Genomic DNA, 15843 nt, shown 5'->3' with positions numbered 1-15843 from the left:
AATTAATTTTGGCAAAAATAGTTGTTATAGTTGAAAAAAAGTAGCTGTTGGCTATTAGCTTTTAGCTGTTAGCATTATGTTTTGTTGCTAACTATTACCCTTTAGCTATTAGCTGTTAGTATGATGTTTTGTTGTTTAAGCAGTTAGCGGCCCACAATATACATTTAATATTCGCTTTGATGCTAAAAGCTAACTGCTAAAAGCTCAAAGCTAACTACCAACCATTTCCCTGGCATTCTCCAATGCGGCGGCCGTGGGTTTCTCTCCGCTGAGCATCTGGGCAATATGGGTGATCCGCTCTTCTTTGCTGAGCAGGCGTATATTGGTGGTTACTTTATCAGCGCTGGCATCTTTATACACAAAATAGTGCGCATCTGCTTTTCCGGCTATCTGTGGCTGGTGGGTGATACAGATTACCTGGTGTGCCTTGGCCAGTCCTTTCAGGATCACGCCCACCTGGCGGGCAGCTTCCCCGGAAATACCCGTATCGATTTCATCAAAGATCAGGGTAGGCAGTGCTACCGACTGGGCTACCAGTGATTTGATACACAGCATCAGCCTGCTTAGCTCCCCACCGGAAGCTACCTTACGGATAGGGGCAAACTGGTTGCTTTTATTGGCATCAAATAAAAATTCAATATTGTCCTGTCCGTATGCATGCAGGTGGCCGGTGGTGATCTCCACCCGGATACGGGCATTAGGCATCCCTACCTGTGCCAGTAAGGCATTTACCTGCTTTTCAAATGGTGCCACCTGTTTAAGGCGCTCCGCACTGATCACTGCAGCAGCAGCTTTTAATGACTCCTGCAGGGAGGTTTGTTGTTTTTCCAGCTGTGCCAGCGCCTCGTCCAGGTTCAGCACATTACCTACCTTCTGCGACAGTTCTTCCTGGATAGCCAGCAGTTCGGCAGTAGTTTGTACGCTGTGTTTTTTCAAAAGGCGGTATCCCAGGGTCTGACGTTCGTTTACCTGCGCTATACGCTCTCCATCGTAGTGCACCTGGTCATTGATATGTTCCACCTCGGCCGCTATATCCTGCAATTCCAGGTAGGAAGATTGCAGGCGGGCAGCGATAGCAGGCACTTCCTTATGAAAGTCGGCCAGCCCCTGGAGGGAGGCCTGCAATTGCTTTAGCTGCTGGAGGATGGGTTGCTCATCTTCCTTCAGCTGAAAATAAACCTTGTTAAGCGTGTTTTTAATTTCTTCGGCATGACTGAGGGTTTTCAGTTCGGCGTCCAGGGTTTCTATTTCATCCGCTGTAAAACCGGCATCTGCCAGCTCGTCCAGCAAAAACTTATTGTAGTCCAGCTCTTTATTAGCGTTATCCCGCTGTTCCTGCAGCTGCCTGTATTTTTTCTGGACCTGTACATACTCCTGATAGCTTTGCTGGTATTGCTGCAACAGGGTGGGTTTGTTGACCAGCGCATCTACCACCTCCCGCTGAAAGTCGGACTTTTCCAGCTCCAGGGTATCAAACTGCTGGTGCAGGTCTACCAGGTAAGTGCTCAGTTCTGCCAGCTGGGACAGGTTTACCGGAGTATCATTGATAAAAGCGCGTGATTTACCAGCCGCACTGATCTCCCGGCGGAGGATCACCTGATCTTCCAGGTCCAGCTCATGTTTGTTAAAAAAAGGAAGTACCTGTGTTTTTTTAACCTTAAACAGGCCTTCAATCACACACTTGCCTGTTTTGTCAAACAAAACACCCGGATCTGCTCTTTCGCCTAATATCAGTGAAAGCGCTCCCAGCAAAATAGATTTACCCGCTCCTGTTTCTCCGGTAATCACATTCAGGTTACCGGAAAAATCTACTTCCAGGTGTGAGATGATAGCGTAATTCTTAATTGTAAGACGGTGTAACATAAGTCAGGAAAATTCCAATATCAAATGCCAGATAACAAATTCAGGGTACCGGTTTCAAATGTAACCAATACTATTTACCCATTCACGAAGCACGGCCTCAGCTGCCGTTTAACCGCTGAAGACCTGCTTTAGCACGCTGGTCCAGAGAGTTTTTATAATCATGCCCCTTCATGCTCAGTGTTGCTTGATAGCATTCGGCGGCTTTGGCCTTATTATTTCTTTTTTCATAAATATAGCCCATTTGCAGGGCAGCACGTGCAGCATAATATTCCGGCCTGTTGGCTCCTACCTTTACCGTTACTTCATACATGGGAATGGCTTTATCATCCTGCCCCATTTCATCATAGATACGGCCCAGGCGGTAAGCATATTCCAGCTTTTCTTCCATATGCTCAAAGTCAGCGGCTTTTTTGGTGAGCAGCAAGTGCAGAGCTTCATTAAAAAAGCCCCCATCACTCTCCAGCCGTACCCGCAGTAATAAGGGGTTAGGCCAACGCCCGCCTTTGGCTTCTTTCAGCGCCTGCTTATCTGCATCCGTTTCTGTATTACCCTGCGTGAGGATCATGTTCCGGTATTTATTGGCCAATGCCATATTATTTTCCAGGTAGTAGTACCAGCTCAGCCTTTGCAGGGCTTCCTTCACGTAGAACTTGCCTTTAAATTCATTGATAAACCTTTCCAGGTATACATGGGCATCATCATCCATCCGGCTTAATTTCAGGAGCCCAAATACATAGTTGTAGTACTGTATATTGGCGTATTGCACACTATCATTCTTTTCTTCCAATACTTTGATACCAATGGCTGCCTTCTGGTTGTTAAGCGACAGGTTGGCCACCATCAGGGCAAAGAGATAGTTGTTTTTCGTATCCAGCTGCCGGCGTTGCAGGAACTGCCACAGTTCTTCCGGCTTGTTCTGGATAAATAATTTCAGGTAACAATAGTAGTAATAGGCTTCTTCCCTGAACAGGCGGGCATCCGGCGCATTACTGTCTATCACGGTTTGCATGTTTTGCATGCCGTCTTTGATACTGCCTTTAAGACCAAGTATATTGGTGATCCACTTAAAACCATCGGGGATGGTCCCAAAAACAGTTTGCATGGTACCCAGGAGCATGTTATTGGGTAAGAACTGGGGAAACTGGCGTTGGTTATCTTTTAAAGTAATGTAGGCCTTGCGTACTTCCCATACGGCATCCCACTTTTCGTTATGTTTTACTTTTACCAGCGCCCATTGAAATTTAATGGCTGCCTGGGTGTAGAGATAGTAAGGAGAGTTTTCCGGGCCTTCGGCCATGCGGTTCAGTCTTTCATTCCGCAGTTTTCTTTTCTGCGCATATTCTGCCGGATCTTCATTAAAGAAAAGGGTAAAGAAATCGGCATAGTTATCCAGGAAATAAGGGATGAGGTTGTCGGGGTTTTCTTTTTTTTCTGCTTCCAGGAATGCCCTGCCGGCATCCAGGCGTAATTGCATGATCGCTGCATATGCCTGTTGGCATCTGCCGTTAAAATCATATACCTTTTGCCTGCCGGAGGCGGCAAAAGAAATGGTCAGCATTAGGATAATTGAAAAAACACTACGCATATGAGCTAAAATTCCAGATAACGGATTCCTACATCCAAACTTCAATCCAAACTTCAAATATCAGATACCTAACCCAAAAAACCATCATCATCACGCAGACTATTTGCGTGGTGGATAAAAAGCCGGGGGGTATAAATGTAAAAAGGGCATCCGAAGATGCCCTGTCACGCTCACGCTAATAAAAGTCTTTGCTACCTGTCATTGCCCGGAGCTGGCATTGCAGGATATTAAATAGTTACAGTTGCTTCCAGGTCGTTATCCACGAGGATACGGCCACAGTGCTCGCAAACGATAATTTTCTTGTGCTGGCGTATTTCAGCCTGGCGTTGCGGAGGGATGGCATTAAAGCAACCACCGCAGGAGTCACGGGAAACAGTTACCACAGCCAGACCGTTACGGTAGTTGGTACGGATCTTTTCATAGGCTGCCAGCAAGCGTGGTTCTACCTTGGTGCGGGCTTCTTCACTCTGCTTACGGAATTGTTTTTCTTCCTTATCCGTTTCCGCAATGATTTTTTCCAGTTCCCCCTTCTTGTGCTTCAGGTTGGTTTCTTTATCAGAAACAGCTTTTTTAGCTACTTCGAGTGCACGGGATTTATCCTTTACTTCTTCATTCGCGTCTTTGATATGCTTTTCTGCCAGTTTAATTTCCAGCGCCTGCATTTCCATTTCCTTGGTAATAGCTTCAAACTCGCGGTTGTTCTTTACGTTGTCCTGTTGCTTTTCATACTTCTTGATCAGTGCTTCAGCTTCCTTGATGGCCACTTTCTTGTTGGCAACGAAGTCCTGGATGCTTTTAAGTTCACTCTCAATATGAGACTGGCGGGTGTTTAACCCTTCGATCTCATCTTCCAGGTCTTTAACTTCTATCGGCAACTCCCCTTTCAACACCTGGATTCCATCCAGCTTTGAATCAATCTTCTGTAACTTGAGTACAGATGCTAATTTTTCTTCAACGGAGTATTCTTTTGCGGTAGCCATGTATTATAAGTAATTTACCGGGTTTGTACGAATCGTAGATTTAAGAGGCGCAAAATTACGGAATTTTTCAGTCAATATATGATAAAATAATTCTACTGTAAACTGCTCGCTCTCAAAATGTCCTACGTCCGCTATAACTAATTGATTTTCAGCATCAAAAAACTCATGGTATTTAAAATCTGCGGAAATATAGGCGTCTGCACCCGCGGCAATTGCCTTCTTCAGCAGAAAGCTGCCTGCTCCTCCGCAAACTGCCACCTGGTGTACCGGCTTCCCCCGTAATGGGGTATACCGCACACAACCGGTATTGAACCGCGTTTTTACCATGCGTAAAAAATCCAGCTCGGGCAACGGCTCCGGTAGTACCCCTACCAATCCGGAACCTACCTGCTGGTATGCATTCTCCAGGCTGATCACATCATAGGCCACTTCTTCATATGGGTGGCTGGCCAACATGGCCTTCACGATCTGCTGCTCCAAATATACCGGAAAAATCACTTCAAGTTTCGTTTCCGGCTCAAAATGCCGCTCCCCTGGTTTACCTACATAAGGATCCGACTGCTCATTTCCCTTAAAAGTGCCCGTGCCTTCTCCCGTAAAACTACACTCACTGTAGTTTCCGATATGACCAGCCCCGGCTTCAAATAAAGCCGCGCGCACCATTTCCACATCCTTCCAGGGTACAAATGTGTATAACTTTCTTAAAATCCCATGTTTGGGGTCCAATACCCGGCAGTCCTGTAATCCTATACGGGCGGCCATCCGTTCACTTACCCCGTAACGTACATTATCCAGGTTTGTATGGGCGGCATATACCGCTATATCGTGCTTAATGGCTTTTATAGCTACCCTTTCCACATAATTGCGGCCGGTGATCTTCTTTAATCCGCCAAATACAATAGGATGATGGGCAATGACCAGGTTGCAGTTTTTGGCAATGGCTTCATCCATCACCGCTTCCGTTGCATCCAGTGTTAATAGTACATTAGTGACTTCCCGGCTGGCATCCCCAAACAAAAGTCCTGCGTTATCATAGCTTTCCTGATACTGCAATGGCGCAAACCCTTCCAGTACCGCTATCACGTCCTTTATTTTCATATCCGTAAAATTAAGACAGATTTGCATTGAAATGCCAACTGTCCAAACATTCTGGTCACCTGCGAGCGCCAGCCTATTACGTACATAATCTACTAACGCTATACTTCTGAATAAGGTAAATATTATTCCAATCCGCTTAAAGTCTGGCAATAAGCCATAGTGCAGGGTGGTAAAATGCCATCATCGTCATCATCTTATAGATATTAAAGTAAACATAATCAATCATTTACATAGCATTTTCATAGCAATTCCTACCATGGGCCTACGTTTGCATAGGGATATCCCGTATATATCCCGTATATGTCCCGTATATATCCCGTAGATATCCCGACAATGTAACTGGTCGGGATATCTACGGGATATCTATGGAATATTTATGGCTTATTGTTGTTTTATCCTTGATTTTTCTCCGGGTCGCCCCAGGTGTATCTACGGCTAAAAGTGGGGGGTGCTCCCGATGAAGCATGTGCCTAATGCGATCATGGCAGCTCCCGCCAATAAGACCAGCAGCATATATAATCCGTTTACCAGCACCAGGAAACACATCACGCAAACATATGGCCACCCATATGTTTTTATATTCCGGAAAAAACGCTGGATAAAAGCAGGCAAAAGTCTGGATGTAGTCATCTGGTTTCCGTATTGTCCCTTACGCTTAGACACTTTAGCGGCAGCGTTCCCTTATTTGCGGGTAAAAAAATCCGGGCGGTAAAAGATACTTACCTGCACACCTATCCAGGTTTTAGTGTTAGATACTGCCGAGGGAGAATAGGTATTGGATAAGGTATAGGGTACTTTCAGCGGAACATACAGCTTATCCGGCGAGCTATTCGCAGCAACTGTTCTTGGCGGGGGGATCGCAACGCCTTTCAGATAATAGGTGGTTTTCAGGATATTCATGACCGGCCCAAACCGTATACTACATTGCTCATTCAATTGTTTTTCCAGTGTAATCCCCCCTCTCGTCAATCTCCCCTTTACTACAAAGTCGGATCTGATAAATAGCGTATCCAGATATTTTTTTTCCATGGTTCCGGTAGTCAGGGTCAGGCCAAGCTTCCATTGATCAGACAACCTCAGGGAAGTACCCAGGCCATAACTCCAGCTATGCTGTGTAAAGTTGGTATTCCAGGCACCTACGGCAAACAGCCAGGGTACACCGATTTGTATCACCGGGCTTACTCTCCAGATTTCATCCGTAGCGATCCCTGCGGCTACATAAAAAACAGTTCCGTTTTTTTTCTGTTGCGGAGAGAAGAAAGCGACCGGGGTATTTGCAGCAAAAGCGGGAACAGGTGCGCGCAATAAATGTACCGGAGCAGCTATACGAGGATAAGCGGATGGAATAGCATACATGTAAAAACTACGCCCCTGTTCTAACGTACTATCTCCAACCGGCTTACCGGAAGTGGCCAGGGTATCCTGGCTGGTCAGGATTATACCTGCAGCTGTAATCGTATGCTTCTCAGGCTTACCAGGTACCGAAAGCGTATCCTGGCTGGTCCGGCCCATGCCCGCAGCTGCAGTTTTCACCTGCACACCTGCTACAGCTGTCTTACGCCCGGATGTTGCGGGACCTCCGGCCTTTTTATGCAACAGCTCCGCTGTTTTATCTCCGGCTGGTGGTGCGGTAATAACTTTAGACGGGGGAACATTAACAACTGCCTTTTTTGTTTGCAGGATCACATGCCCTCCTATAATACGGTAATGGATATCCGCACTTTGCAATACCTGCAGCACTTCCTGCACCGTGAGGGCATTGGACTTTATTTCTACATTAGCGCTTAATGGTAACTGCTTGGGATTGTAGGACAGTTTTAATCCGGCCTGTTGTTTTAGCACGGTTAATAAAAAAGCGGAAGATACCGTACCCGGGGTGAGTACTAACTTTTGCTGAAGGCGGGCCTGCACGGTCTGTCCTTTTGCCAAAAGACAACCGCACATACAGAGTAGCAGCAAACAATAATACCGTACACGTTTAATTACACCCATTTCCTGAAATATCTACCTGATTGCCCGCTATTGTATAAGTTATTCCCATGGTTGCCGCAATAATATCTAGAATATAGGTAAGCGATTGCTGATCAAAGGCCGCACTCAACCGACATTGCCCTGTAGCCGCCTGTTGAAAGTGAATCTTTACCTGGTAAGCACTTTCGAGGTATCCGGCTACTTCCTGCAGGGTAAGGTTGTTAAAGTCAAAGCTTCTGGTAGCATAGGCCAGTGCATTGAGGTTAACCCCCTCCATGCTTTCAAATTGTTTACGAATTTTATTATAAGTACCGGTTTGAGCCGCGCGTACCAGCAAGGTATCCTTTTTGCTGTACAGTTTTACAGCCCCTGTAACCACGCTTACCGTAATAAGGCTGTCTGTGGCTGTATTGTTTACCTCAAAGGTAGTACCTATCACTTCCAAAATGATATCTCCCAGGCTGATACGAAAAGGGTGCTGTACCTGGCTGGTTACCTCAAAGAATGCTTTTCCGTTCATCGTCACTTCCCTGGCAGCGCTATTAAATACGGGCGGATGGGAAATACTGGTTTGTGGACACAACACCACCGTTGTTTGATCCGGCAGGACCGTAGTATCCATCTGGTGAGCGGTGTGTACCACTACCTGTTGAGGTAATCTGGCTACCGGATGGCGGAAGAGCAGTACCCCGGCAACCAATGCTGCTATTAAAAAGATGGCAGCAGCCGCTATTTTATACAGGGAGAAAGTACGTTTCCTTAATGGTGGTACAGTCATCACAGGCTGCTGCAGGAATTGCTGCCAACTGGCGGTAAGATCCGGCTGTTGATAATTGTTTTCTCCTGCCACCTCCCATGCTCTGGAAAGCTGGGCAAAAAGTGCGGTATTTTCGGCTGAAGCCATCCGCCAATCGTCTACTGCCATCGCTTCCTCCGGCGTAGCTTCCCCGGCCAGATACCTGGTCAGCACTTCAATGTTTACGATGATGTCTGGTGTTGTTTTCAAAATGCCCGACAATTTTAAAATGGCCTGTTATATCAGGACTTACCGGTAATATCCAATAGTTTTTTCCTTAGCACCTTTAATGCCTTTCCCATCTGAACTTCCACTGTTTTAGGCGAGATACTCAATTCATCTGCTATTTCATGATACTTTTTATGCTCGAAGCGGCTTTTTTGAAATATCAGCCTGCACTGGGCAGGCAGGCTGGCGATGGCGTCCCGGATCTGTTTCCCCAACTCTTTTTCCTGAACGGAATTTTCCACAGCGGTGGTCCTGCTCTCTGTGTTGGCAGCGGTGGCCTGCACCACATAATTTGCTCTGATTCTTTCGTGCCGTAAGTTATTCAGACAACGGTTGTGTACCCATTTATACAGATAGGCCCTGGCAGACTCCTGCATATCGATATCATTCCATTTTTCCCAAAGCTTGGCAAAAACGGCCTGTACAATATCTTCTGCTTCTTCATTATTTTTTACAATCGTAAAAGCATATCTGTGCAATTGTTCATAATAGGTATGAAAAAAATGCGCAAATGCTGCCTGATTATCCGCTGAAAAGCTTGCTGTATTTATTCGTTTGTCCAATTTTTTTGTATCTGGATCAATAGGTACCTTTTATAAGACACTTATGAAAAGAAAAACCCTTATCTCTCCCCATATTTTTTTTCAGGGCAGTCTATACGCAGGTAATTAAACCGAACAGTATACTTTTGCAAAAAAGTAATAATGATGGTAATACGCAAACCTACTTCGGAATTATACAACGACTATACTACCCGGATGCAACAGCTGGCCGATGTAAGAAATGCTATTGCCGTATTGGGATGGGACCAGGAAACGTACCTGCCTGAAAAGGGAGCAGCCTTCCGCGGGCAGCAAATCACCACCCTGAGCAGTATAGCCCATGAAATGTTTGCCGCTGCACCCCTGGGTGAAATTTTGCAGGAACTGCATCAGCGCCAGGACCTCACCCCGGTGCAGCAAAAAAACGTAGCCCTCTCCCTGGAAGATTATGAAAAGAACAAAAGATACCCCGCTGCCTTTGTAGCAGCGCTATCTCAGGCCACCAATGCCTGTTATCATGCCTGGATAAAGGCCCGCAAAGCCAACAGTTATGCAGTGTACGAACCCCTGCTGGCCACCATGGTAAAGCTCAAACAACAGGAAGCCAACATCCTGGGCCATGAAGGACATCCCTACAATGCGCTGCTAAACGAATATGAAAAAGGGTGTACCACTACCCTTCTGGATACTGTTTTCAGCGAAGTAAAAACGGCCTTAACCCCGTTATTGCGTGCCGTAACCCAACAACCGGCTGAAAACCGGGATTTCCTGTTCCAGCATTATGACCGCAATAAACAATGGGAGTTTGGGATCGGCCTGTTAAAAGCAATGGGCTATGATATGGCGGCAGGCAGACAGGATGTTTCTGAACATCCGTTTACCACCAGCTTTAATCCACAGGATGTGAGGGTCACTACCCGTATCGACGAAAAAGACTTTACCAATATGACGTGGAGCTGTATTCATGAGGGCGGACATGCCCTTTATGAGCAAGGACTTCCGGCTACCGAATACGGACTTCCCTGTGGAGAGGCTATCAGCCTGGGCATCCATGAGTCACAGTCGCGCCTGTGGGAAAATAATGTAGGTCGCAGCCTGGCTTTCTGGCGGCACCACTACGCTCCTTTACAGGCCATCTTCCCCGACAATCTCGGGCAGGTGGATATCCACCGTTTCTATAAAGCCATCAACCACGTACAGCCTTCTCTGATCCGCACAGAAGCGGATGAGCTGACTTATCATTTTCACGTGATGATACGTTATGAAATAGAGAAGGGCCTGATAGCAGGCAGTATCACTACCAAAGACCTGGCCGCAACCTGGAACCGGTACTACCAGGAATACCTGCAGGTAACGGTGCCGGATGATGCACAGGGCGTATTGCAGGATATTCATTGGTCGCACGGCAGCTTTGGCTACTTCCCCACTTATTCCCTGGGCAGTTTCTATGCCGCCCAGTTTTTCAGGACCGCACAACAGCAGCTCCCCGGACTTACGGAACAGATAGCTGCGGGCAATTACCAATCCTTATTCCAGTGGCTCAGGACCAACATTCACGAATATGGCCGTTTTTATACCTCCAATGAACTGTGTGAAAAGATAACAGGCGAAACCTTGCAGTTCCGTTATTTCCTGGAATATGCACAGGAAAAATTCCTGGCAGGCGGGCAAGGCTACTAAAGAAGAATATCATGGTGCCGGGCAGCGAGATCATACCTACCCGGCACCATGACGGTTAAAATTTAAATGTCAGATTACAGACTACATTCCTTGGTTTCTGAGCATATCCATAACTATCCCAATACTTTTCATTACTGAGGTTATTTAGCTTAATTCCCAGCCTCCACTGTGTAGTTTCATAAAACAGGGTAGCATTTAAAACATGGTAGGCCGGAACATAAAAGGTATTATCAGCAGTAGCAAATATCTTATCTACATAGTTTCCTCCTGCGCCTATGCCCAAACCTTTTAATCCGGTACGGTTAAACTGATAACTGATCCAGTAATTTACCAGGTTATTGGGCGCATTGGCAGCTATTTTTCCTTCATTGGAGGTAGCTCGTATATATTTATTCTCGTTATAACCATAAGCCCCAAGTAAGTTTAAGCCCTCCAATAGCTGTGCTGCTACTTCCAATTCTATCCCTTTGCTGTTTTGTTTACCATCCTGGAAGGTAAAACGTTCTCCATCCGTGCGGATGGCGTTATCAATAGCAATGCTATAATAGCTTAATGTTGTAATCAATTTATGTTGGAAAGCGTCTGTTTTTATACCTGCCTCCCATTGTTTGGCATATATCGGTGATACCACGAATAACCTGCCATCGGGCTGCTCTATCGGCGCTATATTTTGAAATCCGGACATATAATTAGCAAACAACGATACCTGTTCCTTTACAGGTTGATACACCAGCCCCAATTTTGGGGTCAGCGAATTTTGATTATACGAGGAAGGGGCAGCAGCCTTGTCTGATTGCTCAAAGCGATCAAACCGAAGGCTCAGCATAGCGTATAATCTGTCTCCCAGACTTACTACATCAGATACATATGCACCATAACTGCTATTGTTGGTTTTACCTTTCCAGCTATAATCTTTGGAGCCATTCACAAATGCGGCATCCACTTTCGCCTTTTTTAACAGTTTGTAGTCTTTTAAGATATTAACAGTATCTATGACAGTTGTGGACCATCCTTCTCTGGTAGTGATATAATTACTATAATCCAGTCCCATCAGTATTTTATGCTTTAACACGCCCGTTTTAAAGCTCCCGTTGAAATTCTGCTGTACCGTAGTATAATTGTTATAAATAGGTCCCCATAAACCCACAGATCTTACCACCTCATTATTATTTAACCACCGGGTGTAGGACTGATAACTGCTGAGTACATTTTCACTAACAAAAGAGGCATTGGTTACAGCCGTCCAGTTGTCAGAGATCTTATATCGCGCTTCTGCAAAGTATTTGCTGGAAAAGGTTTGTGCATCTATATCGTTGCCAAAAAGTGTCTGATCATAACCCAATGGAATTTCTTTCACATGCTTAAAGAGTAAACCAGGGTTTTGTGTATAAGTCATACGTGTTTGATCTGCACGCTGTATTTCAATATCAGCAAAGAAAGTGAGGCGGTCATTCACTTTATAGGAAAAGCTGGGTGCTATTACAAATGAATTGTTGTGCCCAGCATTTCTAAAACTATTTTCCCGATGCAGAGAAGCATTGATCCGGAACAAAGCTGTTTCTTCTTTGTTAAAAGGAGTATTGATATCTGCAGTCACCCTGTTTAAACCAAAGCTGCCTACATTATAGCTCACTTCACCAAGAAAACCTTCCACCGGTTTTTTGGTGACGAGATTTACCACACCTCCGAAAGATGAAACGGACCCCCCAAACAAAGTACCTGATGGTCCTTTTAGTATCTCTATTCTTTCTACATTTACAATATCTGGCTGACTTCTTCCGGAAGTAGTGGGTAACCCGTTGCGGGCATTAATTTCAGTAAGAAATCCCCGTGAAACAATAGCAATACCCCCACTTGGGTAACTGGCTGGAGCAGCACTTGATCCGGCATTAAATGCATCAGCAATATTTGTAATCACCTGCTGTTTTATAATCTCTTTTCCAATCACGGTATATACCTGGGGGTTTTCCAGGTTTTTCAATGGCATACGGGCAATATATCCGCTTTCTTTATTAACGAGACGTTTGTTATTTACCCCGTTGATCATTACTTCTTTTAACTGCGTTTCATTCTCTTTCAATACAATATCCGGTAGCGTCAGGATTTCATTTGCTGCTATCGTAACCATTGTTTCCTGCGTTTGTAAACCGGTGAAAGATGCTTTCAAAACATATTTCCCCGGGGCTACTTTCTTTATTTCAAACTGGCCATAATTATTGGTTACCGCTCCTTTGGAGGTACCTTTCAGACCAACACTTACAAATCCGGCAGGGATCCCATCAGCTGTTTTTACAACACCTCTGATGATGGATGTATTTTGCGCAGCTGCTGTGATCACAAACAGACACGCTACAAGTGTAAAAATTCCTTTCATATTGTTTTAGTTATTATAAAAAAAGAGAAGGTAAACAGTGTTATTCAGCACTATTAATGCAGGCACAAAATATAAATGAAACAGCTATGTGATTTCCGTAATCAGGAATATGATTTACGCAATGAGGAAAAAGTAGCAATGGGCAGATACACAATACCACAGCAGGATACATCGACCAGTATCCATACTATAACAAAGGGGCAATTCAAGTGAAATACTTTGAATTACCCCTTTCCGGTTATCGAACAGTAATAAATCCCTGCTTAAAATTTAAAGGCAACGCTGGCGGATACACGTCTTGGCATTTGTCTTTCTACGGTGGTCCATCCACCATAATACGCTTTATTGGTCAGGTTATCCACTTTCACGGCCAGGCGGTATTTTTTTACGTTGTAAAAAATGGTACCATTCAGGATGGTATAGGCAGGCAATGTAAAGATGCCAGTATTAAGATCATTGGTAATGATATTGCTGCTGGCATAGTTACCACCCAACCCGGCTCCCAAACCCTCCAGTTTTCCACCGCTGGTGGTATAGCTGATCCACAGGTTAGCCAGGTGTTCCGGTCCTGCACTGGTTGGTCTTCTGCCATCTACATTTTTATCCGCCTTTTCCATTTTGCTGTCGTTATAACCATATCCGGCCACAATATTCAGTCCCTGAACAGGGTTGGCTGCCAGGTCCAGCTCTATTCCTTTACTGCGCTGGGAGCCGTCCTGTATCGTATAGTTATAGGTCACCCCGTCTTTTTCAATAGAGGCCCCACGGGTCATATTATCTACCAGGATATTATAGTAGCTGGCGGTGAAGTTGAGCAAATGGTTCAGTGCGTCCAACTTGATACCACCCTCGAACTGGTTAGCCTGCTGAGGTTTGAAGTTGCCGTCGATACCCAGTGGCTGTGTTACAGGAGGCACATTCTGGAAACCATTCATATAGTTGGCGAATATGCTCACCTTATTTTTCACCACCTGGTATACCAATCCAAATTTAGGAGATACGGTAGTTTGGCTGAAATCACCTGAGCGGCTGGCATCTGTATGATCCACCGTACCTTTATTATCAAAATAATCCACCCGCACGCTTAACATAGCAATCAATGCATCCGTAATGTTCAGTACATCAGATACATAGGCACTGTATGTATTCCTGGTACTGGTATTTTTTGTAAACCCGGAAGTAGCTGCTGCTATCCTGGCATCTACCGCCTGACGGTTCAGCTGTGAGTAACGGGGATCCTTTTTATTGACCACATTTACATAATCAAAAAGCAGGTAGGGGGAGAAATCGTTATCTACTTCCATGCGGAGGAAATCTAACCCAGCTACCAGCCGGTTACGCATCTTGCCGATTTTAAAATCACCAATAAAATTCTGCTGTATATCTGTAGTCAAAGAAGTAGAGTTCTGATGATAAGCATAGCGGCTGATCAACGTATCATTGGCAGGTGGTTTAGTTCCATCAGGACCACCATCCAGGAACATTACATAGGAATAATACCCATTGCTTTTGCTGGTACTTCTGGACAAGCTGGTTTGAGAGGTCCATTTATCAGATAATTTATAGTTCATCTGACCATATATATTCACAACAGGTGTTTTGTAGGAGATACTGTTGTCTGTAAAAGAACGTTTAAAATCTATGCCCAGTTCATCCGGTGTTCTGGCAATCAGCTGGCGGCCACGATTGAGGAAAACCATCAGTGCGTTAGTACTTTCTGCGGAGTAAAACTCGGTGTTTACCAGGAAAGAGAGCCGGTCATTCGCCTTATAAGACAGGCTCGGTGCCAGGAAAACAGATTTTTTAAATCCTGCATCCTGGAAACTCTTTTCGTAATGATATGCCCCATTCATCCGCAGCAATACCGATTTATCTGTAGTAAGCGGTGTATTCACATCCGCTGTAATGCGGCTCAGTCCAAAACCACCCGCTGTATATCCCACTTCTCCACCAAAGGTTTCATATGGTTTTTTGGTCACGATATTCATCAGCCCGCCAAAAGACACGAGGCTGCTGCCAAACAGGGTACCGGAAGGCCCTTTGATGGTTTCGATCCGCTCTATATTGGCCGGGTCAATACCGCCGTTGGTAAGTCCGGCAATACCATTGATCATAGTAGGCTGTACGGCAAAACCGCGCATAGAGAAATAACCGGCCCCATCTTCCGGACGGCCTGTAGAAGACCACAGCCTGTTAACCCCCGGCGCATTTTTAACCGCATCATCAAAACTCAGTACCCCCTGCTCTTTCATCAACTCTTTGCCCACCACATTATACACCTGTGGGTTCTCTATATTTTTGATAGGCAAACGGGCAATGTAGTCACTTTCTTTCCGACCCAGCTTGTTTTGAATAGCTTTTACGGTGACTTCATTCAACTGTGTATCAGAAAGCTTTAACTGGAGGGTAACGGTAGCCGTTTGCCCGCCCTGCACTACTACCTCCTGCTCATTGGATTCATACCCGATCAGGGATACCTGTATACTATAATGGCCGGGTTGCATTTTGCGGAATATAAATTCTCCTTTGTTGTCCGTAACAACACCCCTGTTTTTACCTTTTACCTGCACACTTACATAAGCCGCAGGCTGGCCATCATTTGTAGTGATCGTGCCTTTAATTGTTCCCGTAATACTTTGTGCCTGTACCCCTGCAGCAATGAGAAAGAGCAGGAGTATAATTTGCGAAATAACTTTCATCCTTATATTTTTAGGAGATGGCTGATG

The 15843-nt window shown here is 45.3% G+C and carries 10 protein-coding genes; 1 reads left to right on the top strand and 9 read right to left on the bottom strand.

Annotated features, from left to right (window positions below; genetic code table 11):
• Positions 1–210: 210 nt before the first annotated feature.
• The 7 genes from recN to ABR189_RS28080 all read right to left on the bottom strand — a co-directional run bounded on the left by recN (position 211) and on the right by ABR189_RS28080 (position 9084).
• Positions 211–1863, bottom strand: a complete 1653-nt coding sequence (gene recN / locus ABR189_RS28110; protein ID WP_354663852.1) for a DNA repair protein RecN — start codon at positions 1861–1863, stop codon at positions 211–213.
• Positions 1864–1960: 97 nt separating this feature from the next.
• On the bottom strand, positions 1961–3448 hold the full coding sequence (locus tag ABR189_RS28105) for a tetratricopeptide repeat protein (protein ID WP_354663851.1): 1488 nt from the start codon (positions 3446–3448) through the stop codon (positions 1961–1963).
• Between the two features lie 227 nt (positions 3449–3675).
• Complete coding sequence (locus tag ABR189_RS28100; RefSeq protein ID WP_354663850.1) at positions 3676–4428, bottom strand: zinc ribbon domain-containing protein; 753 nt, start codon at positions 4426–4428, stop codon at positions 3676–3678.
• Between the two features lie 3 nt (positions 4429–4431).
• Positions 4432–5526, bottom strand: coding sequence for a Nif3-like dinuclear metal center hexameric protein (locus ABR189_RS28095; RefSeq protein WP_354663849.1), 1095 nt, complete (start codon positions 5524–5526; stop codon positions 4432–4434).
• A 681-nt stretch (positions 5527–6207) separates the two neighbouring features.
• The gene (locus tag ABR189_RS28090) at positions 6208–7437 is read right to left on the bottom strand and encodes an STN domain-containing protein (RefSeq protein WP_354663848.1); all 1230 of its coding nucleotides are present in this window, start codon (positions 7435–7437) and stop codon (positions 6208–6210) included.
• 67 nt (positions 7438–7504) lie between these two features.
• A complete protein-coding gene (locus ABR189_RS28085) occupies positions 7505–8503 on the bottom strand; it encodes a FecR family protein (protein WP_354663847.1) in 999 nt (332 codons plus the stop codon).
• 32 nt (positions 8504–8535) lie between these two features.
• The gene (locus ABR189_RS28080; RefSeq protein WP_354663846.1) at positions 8536–9084 is read right to left on the bottom strand and encodes an RNA polymerase sigma-70 factor; all 549 of its coding nucleotides are present in this window, start codon (positions 9082–9084) and stop codon (positions 8536–8538) included.
• Between the two features lie 141 nt (positions 9085–9225).
• Here ABR189_RS28080 and ABR189_RS28075 point away from each other — a divergent pair, with 141 nt between their 5' ends.
• Entirely contained in the window at positions 9226–10743 is a 1518-nt protein-coding gene (locus tag ABR189_RS28075) for a carboxypeptidase M32 (RefSeq protein ID WP_354663845.1), read from the top strand.
• 55 nt (positions 10744–10798) lie between these two features.
• Here the strand turns inward: ABR189_RS28075 and ABR189_RS28070 are convergent, their stop codons facing one another.
• Both ABR189_RS28070 and ABR189_RS28065 read right to left on the bottom strand, forming a co-directional pair.
• Positions 10799–13117 carry a TonB-dependent siderophore receptor gene (locus ABR189_RS28070; protein ID WP_354663844.1) on the bottom strand — a complete coding sequence of 773 codons (2319 nt, stop codon included), beginning with the start codon at positions 13115–13117 and terminating at the stop codon, positions 10799–10801.
• Positions 13118–13380: 263 nt separating this feature from the next.
• The gene (locus tag ABR189_RS28065) at positions 13381–15816 is read right to left on the bottom strand and encodes a TonB-dependent siderophore receptor (protein ID WP_354663843.1); all 2436 of its coding nucleotides are present in this window, start codon (positions 15814–15816) and stop codon (positions 13381–13383) included.
• Between the last annotated feature and the right edge of the window lie 27 nt (positions 15817–15843).

Origin of the sequence: Chitinophaga sp. H8 (assembly GCF_040567655.1) — a bacterium.
Taxonomy (GTDB): Bacteria; Bacteroidota; Bacteroidia; order Chitinophagales; family Chitinophagaceae; genus Chitinophaga; species Chitinophaga defluvii.
The sequence above is the reverse complement of the archived record's forward strand: the minus strand, read 5'-3'. Positions and strand labels throughout refer to the sequence as shown.